Genomic DNA, 16,504 nt, shown 5'->3' with positions numbered 1-16,504 from the left:
TTAAACCAATCCAAATCAAATTATTATGTCAAACACAATTCCCTCATCAGGAACCTTATCGATAGGTTCAGCGGTATTACTGTCTTCTGAAGACAGAGAAAAATTGCTCAACGGATTTAATAAAACCAGTTGGGATTATCATCATGAAGAAACCCTGGAATCTCTTTTCCGGAAACAGGCAATCCTTCATCCTGATAAGACTGCTGCGGTTTATCAGAATCAGAAGATTACGTATGGAGAGTTGGATCAGAGAAGCAATCAGGTAGCCAACTTATTACTGAGCCATGGTATCAAAGAAGGAAAATATGTTCCCATCTGGCTGGACCGCTCTTTAGAATGGATCATTGCTGTACTTGGAGTTATCAAAACAGGTGCGGCCTACGTTCCAATAGACCCTGCTTATCCTGTCAAAAGAGTTGAATATATTCTTTCCGACACCACTGCCGATCTTATCATTACCAATCAAATTCTTGGAGAACTTTTATCAGAAACCGAAAAGGTAAAAGTATTTGATCTGAGCAATATGGAGAATCTTAATCAGTTATCATCAGAATATCCAGGAATTAATATCCATCAGAATGCCCTTGCATATACCATTTATACTTCAGGCTCGACGGGTAAACCCAAAGGTGTAATGGTTAGCCATCAGGCCATACAACATCTGGTAACATGGCACAACCATCATTTCCATGTGGATCACAGTTCAAAACTGACTCTCGTGGCGGGATTGGCATTTGACATTTCTGTGTGGGAAATATGGTCGGCCCTTACTTCAGGTGCAACGGTTTTTATTGCAGACAATGAGGATAGAACAGAAGCTCAGGCGTTGGTAGATTACTACAGAAAAAATTATATTACCCATGGCTTTGTGCCTACTGTTCTCGCTCCTTCTGCAGTGGATATTACCCGCAATTATAATGACCTGAAGCTCAAATATCTCTTTACAGCAGGTGAGAAGCTAAAGCCGGTACTTACTTCAGAATTAAGCTATGAGCTGGTGGATTATTATGGTCCCACAGAATGTACCGTATACGCTACTTATAAAAAAGTGAAAGATATTAACGGGAAATATGTATCATCTATTGGCAGACCCATTGCCAATGCAAAAGCCTATATTTTAGGTGAAAACAAGGAATTGCTGCCCGTAGGAGCTGTTGGAGAACTCTGTATTGGAGGAAATCTTTTAGCAAAAGGGTATCTTAATAATAAAGAACTTACGGATGCCAAATTTATTACGAATCCATTCAATGAAGCAGAGAAAATCTACCGTACGGGAGACCTGGCCAGATGGAAACAGGATGGTGAGATTGAATTCCTGGGAAGAATTGATAATCAGGTAAAAATCCGGGGATTCAGGGTTGAACTTGGGGAGATAGAACGTTCACTGATCCGGCAGGAAAATATTAAAGAAGCTGTGGTTATTGGTAAGGAAACGGAAGGAAGTACCAAATACCTGATTGCTTTTGTTGTATTAAAACCCCACGTGACAACAGATATTTCATCAATCCGGAATGCTCTCAAGGCAGAGCTTCCAGGGTATATGGTTCCTGCACAGATTATTTTTATAGATAAAATCCCGTTAACAGCAAATGGTAAAACAGATACTCAGGTCTTAAAAGATCTGGCCGATAAAGAAGTAAAAGAATTGGTTTCATCTGAACCGCCAACTAACGAGACAGAGAGAATTATTACAGATGTCTGGTCGTCTGCTTTGGAGCGGCCTGTTATTAATATTACAGATAATTTTTTTGATATCGGAGGAAACTCACTGCTGGTTGCAGTTGTTGCAGTAGCTTTACAAAGAAAGCTGGATGTGAAGGTGTATCTGCGTGATATCTATCAGTATCCGGTACTGCAGCAGCTGTCGGAAGTTCTTATTGAGAGATCCGGAGAAACCAGAGAAGCCATCCCCGCGGAAGATGTGGAGCCCTATGTAGAACTTCAGAAAGATGTGTATCTCGCCCCCGGAACTGTTTTTGCCGGCGGATTTGATCCTCAGCAGGTGGAAAATCCTGCCGCTATATTTTTAACGGGAGCTACAGGATTTGTAGGAATTCACCTGTTGCAGGAACTTCTGGATACTACAAATGCTGATATTTACTGCCTTGTAAGAGCTCAGGATGAATTTTATGCGATGGAAAAGATTGACAAATGCTTTAAACAATACCATATTCCACATAATCCTGAACAGAAATCACGGATCATTCCTGTTATCGGAGACCTGACCTTGCCATCCTTAGGATTGTCTCAGGAAACATTTACAAAGCTTGCCAGGCAAACCGATCTGATTTATCATTCCGGAAGTTCCGTCAACTTTATCGAACCGTATTCCTATATGAAAGCTCCCAATGTAGAAGGATTACGGGAAGTTATAAAACTGGCGGGAGCAGAAAAAACAAAATGTCTCGCCTTGCTGTCAACTATTTCCGTATACAGCTGGGGACACATTTTTACCGGAAAAAAGGTAGTGCTTGAATCTGATGATATTGAGCAAAACCTGATGTCTGTAAGCAAAGATATCGGATACGTAAGAAGTAAATGGGTGATGGAAGCGGTTGCCGATTTAGCAGCAAAAGAAGGACTGCCATTGATTACTTACCGTCTCGGATATGCTATGTGCCATAGTGAAACAGGAGCAAGTGCATCTTACCAATGGTGGTCCGGATTGGTGAAAAACTGTATAGAGTTCAAATCTTACCCTGCACTTACAGAGCTTAGAGAAGGTCTTATCACCGTAGATTATATGACCAAAGCCATGGCTCATATCACAAAAAATAAAGACGCGATAGGCAAAAAATTCAATCTGATTGCCCGTCCGGAAACCGATCTCACTTTAGAAGAATTCTTTGAACTTCTGAAAAAATATTATCCTTTCACACTCGAAAATCTTCCTTATAAAGAATGGAGAAAGCAGTGGGAAGATGACAGTAAGAACAGGTTGTATCCATTAACAAGTCTTTTCAGGGACAATATTCATGAAGGCTTATCCACTGTAGAACTTTACCAGAATACTTATATATGGGATTGTTCCAATGTTATTCAGTATCTGGAGGGATCAGGCATTCAGGAACCGGTATTTGATAAAAAAATGCTGGACTCCTACTTAAAATATCTCGGAATTCCGGTTGAATAGTATTGAATCATTGAAAAAGCCCAGACAGAATATGTTTGGGCTTTTAATTTTTATTCGGCAAATACGTCAGGTTTTGTCGCAGTGGACGAGGATATTTGTATCAGGATAATGAAAAAATCTTATTTCATTTTTTTAATTAACTGAAAACCAAACAGGATAGATGAATAACGTTATTGTATTGTCAAAAGATTTCGCTGCCAATGAAAGTGCAGTGGTGGATATTAAATCCCGGGGATTTGTAAATCCATTGGGAGTTCTTACCTTTCAAAACAAAACAGGACAGTCTGCACAATTTCTATGGCAGGGAGATACATTCTATAACAGAGAAAATGCTGGATATTTTAAAGAAATAAATAACGACCTGGGAGTGAAGGTAAGCCATTATGAAGGCTTTATAACCGTTACCAATGGAGGAGGAAAACAATATCTGGAAGGAGCACTGAAACAATAATAAAATGTATACACTTTTATTTTCCGAACAGCATAATAAAAAAGGTCAAACAATATTGTCTGACCTTTTCTTATCTGAAGATTAGTTGATGGTTACTTTAATCACATTCTGTACAGCAGGAACAGGATATTGGATTCCTACTTTGGAAATACTCATGTTTTCACTTTGTGGAGTTCCGCCAAACAGCGCCTGGTGATTTCCCGCTCCCGGATATTGATCAATACCAGTTCCGGAATCAAATAATGAAGTTTTTGAACTAAGGTCTCCTTTAGTATTCGCATCAATATTTTGTTCATTGGCATAGAACCAGTCATTGGAAAATCCGAACATTGTTACGTAGGCAATTTTATCGCCCGGCTCAGCATTAAAACTTGTTGTTACTTTGCTTCCCGGTGCTACAGGAGCACTCCCCGCAACATATACACCTTTCACATCAGATAGAGATTTCAGACTATTTTGAAGCTTGGTTACGTTTCCGAACTGTGCAATGTCTTTCAGGCCTATTCCGCTGTCTGATTTTCCTAATTCATAAATTGGATTTTTATCCCCGCGGTAAACCACCACCAGGGCAGGAGAAAGCCCGGTCATAATTCCTGTGTTGGCGTTCAGTTTCGTCATCATTTTACTTATATTTCCCATTTGAGCAATATCTGTAATCTCAGGATTTGATAAAGCATCAGGAGTAAAAAACGGAGCACTGTTCAGCAGTTGAGAGCCGTTATAGTTGGAAACCGCCCATACACCTGGAGAAAAAGGAGTTTCGTTGGCCGTTCCGCCGGATGTATTGGTAATCGTGAGGGTAAATTCCGAACTTACATCATTGTAAGAGAGATTGAGCTTCATAAGCTGGGAAGCATTGACATTAGGAACCTGCATGACAGGCTTGCTTTCAGCTTGTCCGGTGGTATCATTTTTAGTTCCGTTATCCCATAACCGGACGCTTGAAGAAACATCTCCGGTAATAGCATTTCCATTGGCATCAAACAGTTTGATACCTGGCTGCTGCGAAGCAAAAAACCAGTCTTTTGAAGCTCCATACATGGTGGCAAACATTAAAGCCTGAGTTTTTCCTGCACTGAATGTAACAGAAACCGATTGTCCGGGCATAATCACAGGAGGGGTTCCTGTTCCCTGAAAACTTCCGCTTTGCACAAAATCTTTGGGAGTTACAACGTTTTCAAAAGTAATAGTTCTTTGAAAAGCCGTATCCGTCATCATGGCATTATCCGAATCACGGCATGAAGAAAGAGTGAATGCAGCTAGAGTAGCCGCTGCTAAAACTGATGTTCTGAAAATAAACCTGTTCATAAAAGTAAATTTTTATAGTTATAATTGATATCTGTAACTATAGTCGGCTACTTTTTGTGATCCTGACAAAAAAATATTTTCTTAATTCAGTTTTTTTTCAGGTATAGTTTTTTAGAATGAAAAATAAAATCAATTATATTCCCTTTTTTCCGTCCAGAATCATCCGGATCATTTTTATCTTTCGGTTTTCTCTGGTTTCAGGTTTCCTGGCTTCCTCAATCCAGCGGATGTATTCCTTTCTGTGGGTGTAGCTCATTGCATCAAATAAGGCTTTTGCTCCCGGATTTTCTTTAAAAACAAGGGCAGTATCATCTGCAATTTCAACCACTCTTTCCTCCTTGTCTTCAATAAGGGATACGGAAACCTCATCTCCGAAGGTTTTACCAAGTTGCTTTCTGATCTCCTGTGTCAAACCTAAAATATGACAGTCGGATTTCATTTTGGCAAGACTTCCGCGGTATTCAACTTTATCATCAAACAGGACTTTTATCTTTACCTGTCCTTTTTTGTGAAACAATTTCTCTGTAGAGAATGGAAATTCTACAAACGCAGCATTCATTGCTCCGTTCTGCTGGATAATGGCTGTAAATTCGATACGTTCAGGATTCATGATAAATATTTTAATAATCAAAAATAAAAAAACCGTGAAAGTAAATTTCACGGTTTCAAAAATATATCAGATAAGATGATTATTTTTTAACTTTCTTAGGCATTGTTGTAGTACCTGAATTTTTAGTTTTTGTATCCGCCGGAGTATTGGCATCTCTTACAAGCTTCAGCTCGTCAACTAATCTTCTTGCACCTGCAAACTTATCGATTGTCCAAAGAACAAAACGAACGTCTACGTTGATGGTTTTCTGCCATTCAGGCTCGAATACGATATCACCGCTTAATGCTTCGCTGTTTCCGTCAAAAGCGATACCGATAAGGTTACCGTCTCCGTCAATTACCGGAGAACCGGAGTTACCCCCTGTAATATCGTTGTTAGAAAGGAAGTTTACAGGCATATAACCTGCAGCATCAGCATACTGACCGAAATCTTTAAGGTTGTAAAGATCAATCACTCTTTGAGGAAGATCAAATTCTTCATCACCTTTCTTGTATTTTCCAACAAGACCAGTCATATCTGTATAGTAGTTATCCGTAATTCCGAAATAGTTTCTGTCATTTCTGATAGGTAATTTATCTACAGTACCGTAAGTTAATCTCATTGTCGAGTTAGCATCCGGGTAGAATTTCTTCTCAGGCATAGCTTTCATTAATCCCGCTAAGAACAGACGGTTGTTTTTTGCAAAGTTGTCATCTATTTTTACAAATCTGTCTGTGCTTATCTTTTGATCAGCAACAATTCCGTTAGCTGCCTTCCAAAGTGGGTCAGCATCAAGCTTCAATGCATCCGGATTCAATAAGAAGTTCGTTGCAGAAGTCTTATTAGCAAAGATTGAAGAATACGCCAAATTAGAAACCGTTTTAGCATCCAGTCCTAAAATAGTAGCAGAAGCAACTTCCGGGTTTTTAACTCTTGCCTGGTAAAGGCTGGTCATAGCAGCAAGCATTTCTCCTTCCAAAGCAGGATTGAAGTTTTCATAAGCAGCTTTGATAGCAGCTTCTGTTTTAGCTTTCATCGCTAATCTTCCCTGCATATCCTGAGCAGCATACGCTTTAAGAGCAGATCCGACCTGAGCAGCAAGGGTAATATATTTTGCATTTCTTGTAAACTGAGTAGCATAGTTTCTTTCAACATTTCTATCAGAAACCTGCTTATAGTATATACCAATATCTTCTAAAACGCCATTATACTGATCATTTCCTGGCATTGCAGCCCACTTATTGTAAGTTTCCTCAATCTTTTGTTTGTCAGAAATAGTTCCGTTTTTCTCTACGGCATCAATAGTTCCCTGTCTGTTTTTCCAGTAGTTAGCTACAGAAGCATATTGAGAAGCATAGTTAAGCTGAGTGGCCTTATCCTTGTCCATGTATTTTTTCATAACATCCATAGCCAGTTTAGAAGCTTCAACCCATGCCGGGTAATCTTTAGTTACCATCTGCTGAATTCCGTAAGAAGTCAGGTAACGGTTTGTTCTTCCAGGGTATCCTAAGATCATTGAGAAGTCACCAGGCTTAATTCCTTTAAGAGAAACCGGAAGGAAATGCTTAGGCTTCAGCGGAGTATTGCTTGGAGAATATTCAGCAGGATTTCCTGCAGCATCAGCATACACTCTGAAAACGGTAAAGTCTGCAGTGTGTCTTGGCCATTCCCAGTTATCTGTATCTCCTCCGAATTTTCCTAATGATGAAGGCGGAGCACCTACCAATCTGATATCTTTATAATCCTGGTATACAAAATAGTAGAATTCATTTCCGTTGAAGAAATCTTTTACGACTACCGTATATTTTCCGTTTTCAGAGTTTTCTGTCTGGATAGCCTTAGTTTCAGCATCGATAACAGCTTTTCTCTCTGCTCCGGTCATATTGTTGTTTAGCTTAGAATTGATTCTTTGCGTAGCATCATCCATTCTTACTAAAAATCTTACATAAAGATCCTTTGCATTGAACTCGTCTTTCTGTTTCATTGCCCAGAAACCGTTCTTCAAATAATCTTTTTCTGGTGTAGAAGCCGCAGCAACAGCACCGTAACCACAGTGGTGGTTGGTAAATATAAGTCCTTTATCAGAAACAATCTCCCCTGTACAGAAACCACCGAAACTTACGATAGCATCTTTTAAGCTTGAATTGTTCACTGAATAAATTTCTTCAGGCGTAAGATGCAGACCCTCTTTTTGCATATCAACACCGTTAAGTCTTTTGATGAGCATTAGCAGCCACATCCCCTCATCCGCCCTCATCTGGGCAAAGCCCAGTAAGAAAGTGAATAGTAGAAATAGTCTTTTCATTTTATAAAATAATTTTTGTGTTGCTAATTTACTAATTTTTACGAGATTCTGTCCCGGAATGGTATGAAAATGGGATGATAATCCGCATGAAAAAGATACTATTACCACTTTTTACAGCTTTACTTTTAGGAGTTGTTTTAAATTGTTCTTCAGTACCCGCCAAAGATCCCTTTCTTCAAAGGCAATGGATGCTGGTTTCTTTTGATGGTTTTTCAAAAGACCAATTAATGGCTAATAAAGCCGAATTCAATCTGACAGCCAATAAGGTAAAGGGTAAAATTCAGGCGAGCTCTTATATGGGATGCAACCGGATGTCTTTTATGACTGAATTTAAAACAGGAGGAAATGTGAAAATCTCAAAAGGAGTGAGTACAATGAAAGCCTGTCAGGATATGAATCTTGAAATGTCTTTTCAGAAGAAAATAGAAACGATGACTCATTATTCTATTGACGGGCATTTTTTGAGTTTATCCGATGATCATGGAAATTCAATAAAATTTGTAGCTGCTGATTGGGATTAATGAAGCTCCCTTACCATACAAAAGTCCGCCTTGCAGCGGACTTCTTTGATTGAAAAATCTAGTTTGGTTATCAGCTTTTTGAGGTTATTAGCCTTTGAGAGTTATTAGTTTTTGGGAATCGTTTTTTTTATTTCTTCCAGAGTTGCTGTGTTAGGCAGCCCGGTAACATTCATTTTTGTGTTCCTAGAATTTGTAGTATTGTGATATGCCTGTCTGTTGGGAATTGTTTTTTTGAGGTCTTCAAGACTAGCTGTGTTGGGAAGAAGCTTGCCTGAATTGTCTGCAGCTGCTTTGGTTTTGGATTCCTGTTTTTTTACTTCAAGGCTTTGATCAGAAGCAAGACCTGAGCTGACAGTTTTCTTTTCATTATTTTCCTTAGCTTCCTGCATCAGTTTAGCCTGCTGTTCCTGTGCCTGTTTTACAACCAATGTCTGATCTTCCTCTGTCTGAGCTGCCTTTTTATTTTCCTGAGCATAGATAATAGTGCTTAAAAATAATAACGGGATAATGTATGCTATTTTCATGACGGTTTATTTTATGTTGACTAATACTTGAATTTTTCCAATCTCTTTTTGGTCATAATCCTGAAGCGCTTTTCCGATTACCTGTCCTATTTTTACCTTATTGATATCTGCTTTCATGGCAACACCTGCTTTAGATGAAGTTACCAAAAGGTCTCCTCTTTTTATTTTTCCGTTCTCAAGACATACCTTGGTCGGAATGACACCAATGACGCCCATTGGAACTTTATCAGAAATATCAGTGTCAATATGTTCTTCTGTGAGAAGTACACCAGGTTTGGTAGCATATACACCTGCCACAAGACCGGAATAAGGTGTTGATGATTTTTCAACGGTTCTGTCTGTGCTGGTTGAGATGACCAGAATATCACCGGGTTCATACTGGACAATACTTCCGTTTACATCAAACGCTTCAGCAACGTCAGCACCGCTGTTTTGAGTTCCGCCGTTAAAAAATCCACGTCCTGCAGAATTGATTCTTGCTACATTCACTGTACCCGGATTTCCGGACTTAAATAAAGCAATAGATCCGTTGCTGTGGGTTTCAACAGTAAGTGCTGGATTGGTATTGGCTGTATTGTAATTTACAAATCTTGCAGCTCGTCCTTGTCCAAAATTAGGAACCCAGGCATAAATAGCGTTTCCTGTTCCGTCTGCAGTAGTTTCTACACCATCTCCCGTGTTGGATGCATTGGCGGTGATACCATTACCGTTACCATCTGCAATGGCAATCAAGGCAGGGCCGTTTCCTGCAGGATTGGATGCGTGGAAAAGGCCTGCATATCCTCCGGTTCCGGAAGATACTCCATAAATTCCTGCTGTGCCGAAGTTGGCAAACTGTGAATTGACTTCTCCTCTTACTGCAGGAGAGGTTCCGGTCACTTTATCTACCTTGAAATTACCTGCAATACCGTTTCCAACAGTGGTTACAGTGATAACATCGCTGGTGTTTGATTCATTGAAAATATTAAATCTTCCGGCACGTCCTGTAGCAAAAGTAGGAACCCATGCATAAAGCGCATTTCCGGCACCGTCAATATTGGTTTCAACCCCATTGCCGTCTTTACCCGCATTGGCTGTAATGGCGTTACCGTTACCGTCTGTCAAAGCGATCAGTGATGCTCCGTTTCCGGCAGGATTGGAAGCGTAGAATAGTCCGGCTCGTCCTCCGGTTCCGGATGAAACACCAAAAATAGCAGCAGCACCAAAATTTCCAAAAATAGTATTGACTTCCCCTCTTACAGCAGCTCCAACACTATTGGTATTATTGAGTACAAAAGAAGCAGCATTCCCTTTGGTATTATCAGGGATGTTTCCATTTCCGTTAGATGCCACTTCAAAAGTATTAGCATCAGTATTTGTATTGTTGAAATTTTCAAATCTTCCCGCACGTCCGGTACTGTTATTTAAACCTACCTGACCGTAAACACCGATACCCGTTCCGGATGTATTGGTAGCTACAAATCCTCTTACTCCATATCCGCCTCCGTCATTACGGCCTACGACTGCTCCGGCAATATCACTGGTGGTTCTGCCCACTACAGCTTCACCACCACCGTTGTTATCACCTACAACACCGGCGGAAGTCTGTGCGGAAGTTATTCCATGCAGCCCAAATCCGGCTCCTGTAGAGCTTCTGACTCCGGTTCCGTTTCCTGAAGTGGTAACATTGATAACCGTACCGTTTCCTACACTGGATGCACTAAGGGCAACATTATTATTCGCATTATTAAAGATTGAAATACTTGCGGGAATCCCGTTATTACTGGTAGCGGTAAGACCCGTTCCTGTATTACTGTTGGCATAAACCCCGGTTCCGTTGGCGCTGGCATTACCATATACACCCAGTCCATTCGGAGTAACACCATATACTCCCCAGCCACTTCCGGCCTGGCTTCCGTAAACCCCGACTCCAAGTCCTCCTGTTCCATTATTAATACCGCGTACAGCACTGGAAAATCCACCGGGAGAAGCACTGTTTACAATTCCTCTTACTGCAGAAATATTGGATGTGGTAGTATTATTTATTCCCTCCAGGGAAGTACCATCTCCATCGTTGATCAATGAAAACAGAGCCGAAGCATTATTAACCGTTGTGCTGTAAGGAATGGCAAAGCTTCCGCCACCGCCACCCGCAGATTTGGCATACATTGCATAAGGAACACTTAACAGCTGGCTGGTTCCTACTATGGTATAGCTGGTTCCTCCGGCAGGATCTGTTTCTGTTTTTAAGTAATAGCTTCCTGCAGGCCAGTTGATGGTAGCGAATGTTCCTGTAAGTACAGTTCCGGTTCCTATTTCAAGGCTGATAAGCCCGTTGGCATTTGTGTTTCCGGTGAGTCTTTCAGAGTAGACTGCGGCTCCGGCAGGAGATCCCTGTAATATGCTTACTTTTACAGCAATGGCTTGATTGACTAATAGTTGTCCGGATCCGTTTCTCATGACAGCCTGGTAGCTCATTTTTTCCGGAGCCTGAGAAAGTCCCATAAAGAAACCTATCAGAATCCAAAACAGTAATAATATTTTTTTCATGGCATTTTATTTTTTAATGATTTTAAAAGTTTTGATATTTTCCCCATTTTGGGTAATTCTGATAATGTACATAGCAGAAGGAAGTGAGGAGAAATTAAGCTCAGATTTTGATTGTGAAATCTTATCTTTTTTTACCAGCTTGCCCTGAGCATCAAATAGCTGATATTCTGACCCTTTAAAATTATTTGAAGTAAAATCCAAATACAGATAATCTTTAAAAGGATTAGGATATAACAAAATGTCTTTGAGTTCAGAGGAATTTTCCAGAGTGGTAAGTGTGATGATTTCGTAAGGCTGTTGAACACCTTCGAGAACTTGTCCTGTTCCTTTTTCGAGGTAGGTTGTCTGGCCCACACTGTAAGAAACAAAACCATTAGCTGCTGATGCATCCAGTCCGGTTGCCAAAACTGCAGATTGTGCGTGCAGTATGGGGATGGAAAAGACAGACAGAATAATACAGTAAATAGATATTCTTTCCATGGATAACAGTTTTGGTGATTAATAGATGTGTTTTCTTGGGGAATTTGGGAAGACTAAATTACCACCTATCTCCATTGATTGGCAGGAAAATAGACCAACGGCAGAAATAATCGACCAATGGCATTGGTGAATTATTATGATGTGTTTTTAAGGATTAAAAAAGGAAAGATTGTCCTTGTAAGTTCGGCCAATAGGAAGTTTTATACGATGTGGAAGTTCTATTTCGTGACAGCTTTTTCCGCGGATAAGATGACGTGGGACAGCATAGCTTCTGTGTATTCTGACAAAAGAATTAAAAAAACTTTTTTGCAGAAGATTTCCCAGCGAATGTAAAATACAATGATTTTTTTCAAGTGTGATGATTCTGGTGTAATCTTTCAGAGCTTCCAGGTAGAGAATATCTTTCATTTTAATCTGAAAAACATGACCACCTTCTTTTATTTTGATGCAGTTTTCTCCCACCATGGCATCATAGCATTCACATTTTTCTTTTACTTCAAAAAAATCAAAAAGCTTTTCCATGGAATAATGAAAGCGTTCTGCGGTAAGCGGTTTGGTAATAAAATCTAAAGTATTAATCTCAAAAGCGCCGGCAGCCAGTTCGGGATGAGAGCTTACGAAAATACAGGCAGGGATCTTATGGGCCAGCTTTCTGAACTCAAGACCGTTCATCCCCTTTAAATTGGTTTCGGTAATCAGGAGATCAACAGGAATGTCAAGATAGGGAACTGCCTTTTCAGCAGAGTCGAAAGTGGCAACAATTTCAATGTTTTGATATTGCCTGATATAATGCTGAAGAACCAGCCTGTCCAGTTCATCATCATCAATAATCATACATTTGATATGGGTAACCATGATATTCCGGAGATTAGTTTTTGATTTAAATAATTAAAAATCAGAAATTTATTATATAAAGTTATTGATTTTTTATAAATCATTCATCAGTAAACTTAAATTTATATTAAAATATGTTATTAAATAAAAATTGATTTTGTTTTTTTTCTGAAAAATATTAACTTGTAAAAATCATAAACATAGACAGAATTTAATGTTAGAAAAGAAAGAACATAACTATGAGAAAGCTGTCCTGGTGGGTGTTATTACCCAGAATCAGGATGAAGAAAAACTGACGGAGTATTTGGATGAACTTGAGTTTTTAGCTTTCACAGCAGGAGCAACCGTACAAAAGCGCTTTACCCAAAAATTAACTCAGCCTGATTCCAAAACCTTTATCGGTAGCGGAAAAGCCATCGAGATAAAAGAATATGTAAAAGAAAACGAGATCGGAACTGTAATTTTCGATGATGAACTCTCTCCTTCACAGCTTAAAAACCTGGAAAGGGAAATGGAGGTTAAAATCCTGGACCGTACCAATCTTATCCTTGATATTTTTGCCCAGAGAGCACAGACTTCTTATGCAAGAACTCAGGTGGAGCTGGCACAATACCAGTATCTTTTACCACGACTGACAAGAATGTGGACCCACCTTGAGCGTCAGAAAGGGGGAATCGGGATGAGAGGTCCCGGAGAAACGGAGATTGAAACTGACCGTCGTATTATCCGTGACAGAATTACATTGCTGAAAGAGAAACTGAAGACGATAGACAAGCAGATGGCTACCCAGCGTAACAACCGTGGGAAAGTGGTTCGTGCTGCTTTGGTAGGATATACCAACGTAGGGAAATCTACCCTGATGAATTCCATTTCAAAATCTGAAGTTTTTGCCGAAAATAAATTATTCGCTACGCTGGATACCACGGTAAGAAAAGTAGTAATTGGAAATTTACCGTTTTTGTTGACAGATACCGTTGGGTTTATCAGAAAACTTCCTACTCAGTTGGTAGAATCTTTTAAATCTACATTGGATGAGGTTCGTGAAGCTGATCTTTTGATTCATGTGGTGGATATTTCTCACGAAAGCTTTGAAGATCATATAGAATCTGTAAATCATATCCTGATGGAAATCAACGCTCATCAGAAGCCAATGATCATGGTTTTCAATAAAATTGACGATTTCAGCTATGAGAAAAAGGATGAAGATGATCTTACGCCTTCAACCCGTAAAAATATTTCTCTTGAGGAATGGAAAAAGACGTGGATGGCAAAGTCAAAGTATCCGACAGTTTTCATCTCTGCATTAACGAAAGAAAACTTCCCGGAAATGAAGAAAATGATCTATGATGAGGTCATGAAGATTCATATTTCCAGATTTCCATACAACGATTTTCTTTTCGAATATTTCGACAACGACGAAGAAGAAAGCAACAATTAATGAAGTATCACTTTTTCCTTTTATTCACCCTATTTTCGGTTTTTGGGTTCAGCCAGAAATCAAAAATTGATTTAAAAGCTATTGAGAAAAGTCTCAGGACTTCCGATTCTCCGTACAATTACGAGAAGCTTATTTTCAAATTTAAAGGATACCCAAAGTCTCTGGATAGTATAGAAGCTCAATATCTGTATTACGGAAGAAATTTTAGGAGCGATAAAATAAGCACATCGGGAGACAGCTTTAAAAGTCTTGTAGAAGCCTTTAAGCAAAATAATTTTGCAGACTGTATCAAGCAGGGAAAAGCTTTGTATGGTAAAGATCCTACCAACCTGGATATTCTGTTGATCCTTCTTAGGGCCTATGATTCGGTAAAAGATGGAAATAACTTTGTACACCATCTGAACCAGTTCCGTACCCTTACCGAAGGAATAAGAAGTTCCGGAGACGGAAAATCCGAGAAAACAGCCTATATCGTCAATTCGGTAGGAGATGAGTATATTCTGCTCAACATTCTGAATATAGGACAGGATTATACCAGGAGTTCAAAAGCTTCTAAAGATGCGATGTTTGATATATGGGAAAAGGACGGGAAGCAGATTTATATCAAAATACTCTATTTGGAACTCACCAATTAATCTTAAAATAAAAACACTTAGTGGAATTATATTATTCATTTTCAGCATTAATCGTATTAGCATCCATATTTGCCTATCTTAATTATAGGTTTTTAAAACTTCCGAGTACCATCGGAATTATGGTCATTGCCATTGTGGTTTCCATTTTTCTGGTCCTTTTCGGAGAAACGGTTCTTCCCAGAACTTTCGGACATCTTCATAACCTGATGAACGGAATTGATTTTACAGAAGTTCTGATGGGTGCCATGCTTAATTTTCTGCTCTTTGCAGGAGGAATTCATATTAATATTAATGACCTCAAAGAACAGTTCAGACCTGTAGTAATATTTTCCACAGTAGGGGTTGTGATTTCTACTTTTGTAGTAGGATTTGGAATGTTTTATCTGCTTCCTTATGTGGGTGTTAAACTTCCTTTTATCTACTGTCTTGTTTTCGGTGCCTTGATTTCTCCTACCGATCCGGTAGCGGTTCTGAGTGTTCTGAAGCAAGCCAATGTATCCAAATCACTGGAAACAAAAGTGGCCGGAGAGTCTCTTTTCAATGACGGTATGGCAGTTGTGGTCTTTACAGTGATTTTGCAGCTGGCGATCGGAAAAGAAGTGGATCTGAGTGTTGAAACGATAGGATTGCTTCTCCTTAAGGAAGCTGGTGGAGGTCTTTTACTCGGGGTTCTGTTAGGATGGGTTACTTCAAGATTGATGCGTGAAGTGGATGATTATATTATTTCCGTATTAGTAACGCTTTCAGTGGTAATGGGAGGTTATCTTATTGCCCGTCAGATGCATATCTCAGGACCATTGACTATGGTGGCGGCAGGATTATTTATGGGAAATTTCAACAGAAGTTTCAAAATGAAGTCTGTTACCCAGGATTATCTGATCAAATTCTGGGAATTGATTGATGAAATCCTGAATGCTGTATTATTCCTGTTTATTGGGTTTGAACTTTTGATGATTAAAGATCTCAGACATTTCATGATTCCGGGCTTAGTGGCCATTGTGGTAGTTTTGCTGGCAAGATTTATTTCGATCTGGGGACCTACAAAATTTACTTCCCTGAGAAGAAGTTTCAGTCCGCAAACGGTGAAAGTGCTTGTTTGGGGAGGAATTCGTGGCGGAGTTTCCATTGCATTGGCGATGTCTGTTCCTAAAAGTGAATACAGTGAAATTATTTTAAGTATTACCTATTGTGTTGTCGTATTCTCAATCATTGTTCAGGGACTTACCATTGCTAAAGTGGCCAATCCGAATAAGATCGCGAAAGAGGAAGAAGAACAGGAGAATATTGCAGTAGAGGAGAAAGTGTAGATCTGACAGCCAATTATAAATATGAGTATCGTTAAAGAAATACAGGAAGCCCTTGCTGTTTTATCCATTCCCGAAAAGGCAGAGTTTTTTCCGAGATTTTTCAAAACAGGAAAAGGAGAATATGGCGAAGGTGACTTGTTTCTGGGCGTAAAAGTTCCGGATCAACGTTCTGTGGCCAAAGAATATTACTCAAAAATAAGCTTAAAAGAACTCAGCTCATTACTTTCTTCAACATATCACGAGCATAGGCTGACAGCTCTTTTTATGCTGATTTTAAAATTTGAAAAAACAAAAGATAAGGCGATAAAAGAAGAGGTGGTCGCTTTTTATCTGGATCTGTCTCGTCCTGAAATAGCGATACACAAAAAAGAATCGTTATGGCAGAAACATTAACATCCACGTACATTAAACGTACACAGAAGGATTACAGTTTAAGTTTAAAACTTCAAA

Annotated in this window: 14 protein-coding genes; 7 read left to right on the top strand and 7 right to left on the bottom strand. The window is 39.4% G+C overall.

All coding sequences use genetic code 11. The annotated features are described in order from the left end of the window. Window positions 1–25 precede the first annotated feature (25 nt). Entirely contained in the window at window positions 26–3,133 is a 3,108-nt protein-coding gene (locus FFS26_RS05450; protein ID WP_110009074.1) for a non-ribosomal peptide synthetase, read from the top strand. A gap of 160 nt (window positions 3,134–3,293) precedes the next feature. Further along, window positions 3,294–3,584 carry a hypothetical protein gene (locus tag FFS26_RS05445; protein WP_110009075.1) on the top strand — a complete coding sequence of 97 codons (291 nt, stop codon included), beginning with the start codon at window positions 3,294–3,296 and terminating at the stop codon, window positions 3,582–3,584. 81 nt (window positions 3,585–3,665) lie between these two features. Here the strand turns inward: FFS26_RS05445 and FFS26_RS05440 are convergent, their stop codons facing one another. The 3 genes from FFS26_RS05440 to FFS26_RS05430 form a co-directional block, all read right to left on the bottom strand. After that, window positions 3,666–4,892, bottom strand: a complete 1,227-nt coding sequence (locus tag FFS26_RS05440; protein WP_137904490.1) for a spondin domain-containing protein — start codon at window positions 4,890–4,892, stop codon at window positions 3,666–3,668. A 133-nt stretch (window positions 4,893–5,025) separates the two neighbouring features. Further along, window positions 5,026–5,502 carry a YdeI/OmpD-associated family protein gene (locus FFS26_RS05435; RefSeq protein ID WP_137904489.1) on the bottom strand — a complete coding sequence of 159 codons (477 nt, stop codon included), beginning with the start codon at window positions 5,500–5,502 and terminating at the stop codon, window positions 5,026–5,028. Between the two features lie 79 nt (window positions 5,503–5,581). Further along, a complete protein-coding gene (locus FFS26_RS05430) occupies window positions 5,582–7,786 on the bottom strand; it encodes a S46 family peptidase (protein ID WP_137904488.1) in 2,205 nt (734 codons plus the stop codon). 86 nt (window positions 7,787–7,872) lie between these two features. On the opposite strand from FFS26_RS05430, the gene FFS26_RS05425 reads away from it, so the two are divergent. Beyond that, on the top strand, window positions 7,873–8,307 hold the full coding sequence (locus FFS26_RS05425; RefSeq protein ID WP_137904487.1) for an META domain-containing protein: 435 nt from the start codon (window positions 7,873–7,875) through the stop codon (window positions 8,305–8,307). A gap of 104 nt (window positions 8,308–8,411) precedes the next feature. Here FFS26_RS05425 and FFS26_RS05420 read toward each other — a convergent pair whose 3' ends face one another. The 4 genes from FFS26_RS05420 to FFS26_RS05405 form a co-directional block, all read right to left on the bottom strand. Then, a complete protein-coding gene (locus tag FFS26_RS05420) occupies window positions 8,412–8,831 on the bottom strand; it encodes a hypothetical protein (RefSeq protein ID WP_137904486.1) in 420 nt (139 codons plus the stop codon). 6 nt (window positions 8,832–8,837) lie between these two features. Beyond that, a complete protein-coding gene (locus FFS26_RS05415; RefSeq protein WP_137904485.1) occupies window positions 8,838–11,360 on the bottom strand; it encodes a beta strand repeat-containing protein in 2,523 nt (840 codons plus the stop codon). Between the two features lie 6 nt (window positions 11,361–11,366). Then, window positions 11,367–11,840: a T9SS type A sorting domain-containing protein gene (locus FFS26_RS05410; protein WP_110009081.1), complete on the bottom strand. Its 474-nt coding sequence runs from the start codon at window positions 11,838–11,840 to the stop codon at window positions 11,367–11,369. Window positions 11,841–11,987: 147 nt separating this feature from the next. Continuing rightward, window positions 11,988–12,695: a LytR/AlgR family response regulator transcription factor gene (locus FFS26_RS05405; RefSeq protein WP_228406453.1), complete on the bottom strand. Its 708-nt coding sequence runs from the start codon at window positions 12,693–12,695 to the stop codon at window positions 11,988–11,990. A gap of 193 nt (window positions 12,696–12,888) precedes the next feature. On the opposite strand from FFS26_RS05405, the gene hflX reads away from it, so the two are divergent. Genes hflX through FFS26_RS05385 form a run of 4 tightly spaced genes read left to right on the top strand, consistent with a single transcriptional unit; the run spans window position 12,889 to window position 16,447 of the window. Next, window positions 12,889–14,112 carry a GTPase HflX gene (gene hflX / locus FFS26_RS05400; protein ID WP_062673053.1) on the top strand — a complete coding sequence of 408 codons (1,224 nt, stop codon included), beginning with the start codon at window positions 12,889–12,891 and terminating at the stop codon, window positions 14,110–14,112. Beyond that, entirely contained in the window at window positions 14,112–14,747 is a 636-nt protein-coding gene (locus FFS26_RS05395) for a DUF4919 domain-containing protein (RefSeq protein WP_110009082.1), read from the top strand. Before hflX ends, FFS26_RS05395 begins: the two co-directional genes overlap by 1 nt. 20 nt (window positions 14,748–14,767) lie before the next feature. Further along, window positions 14,768–16,054: a cation:proton antiporter gene (locus FFS26_RS05390; protein WP_110009083.1), complete on the top strand. Its 1,287-nt coding sequence runs from the start codon at window positions 14,768–14,770 to the stop codon at window positions 16,052–16,054. A gap of 21 nt (window positions 16,055–16,075) precedes the next feature. Further along, complete coding sequence (locus FFS26_RS05385) at window positions 16,076–16,447, top strand: DNA alkylation repair protein (RefSeq protein WP_228449394.1); 372 nt, start codon at window positions 16,076–16,078, stop codon at window positions 16,445–16,447. Window positions 16,448–16,504: the final 57 nt, after the last annotated feature.

This window comes from Chryseobacterium sp. 2VB (assembly GCF_005503635.1).
In the GTDB taxonomy this organism is placed as follows: Bacteria; Bacteroidota; Bacteroidia; order Flavobacteriales; family Weeksellaceae; genus Chryseobacterium; species Chryseobacterium cupriresistens.
The sequence above is the reverse complement of the archived record's forward strand: the minus strand, read 5'-3'. Positions and strand labels throughout refer to the sequence as shown.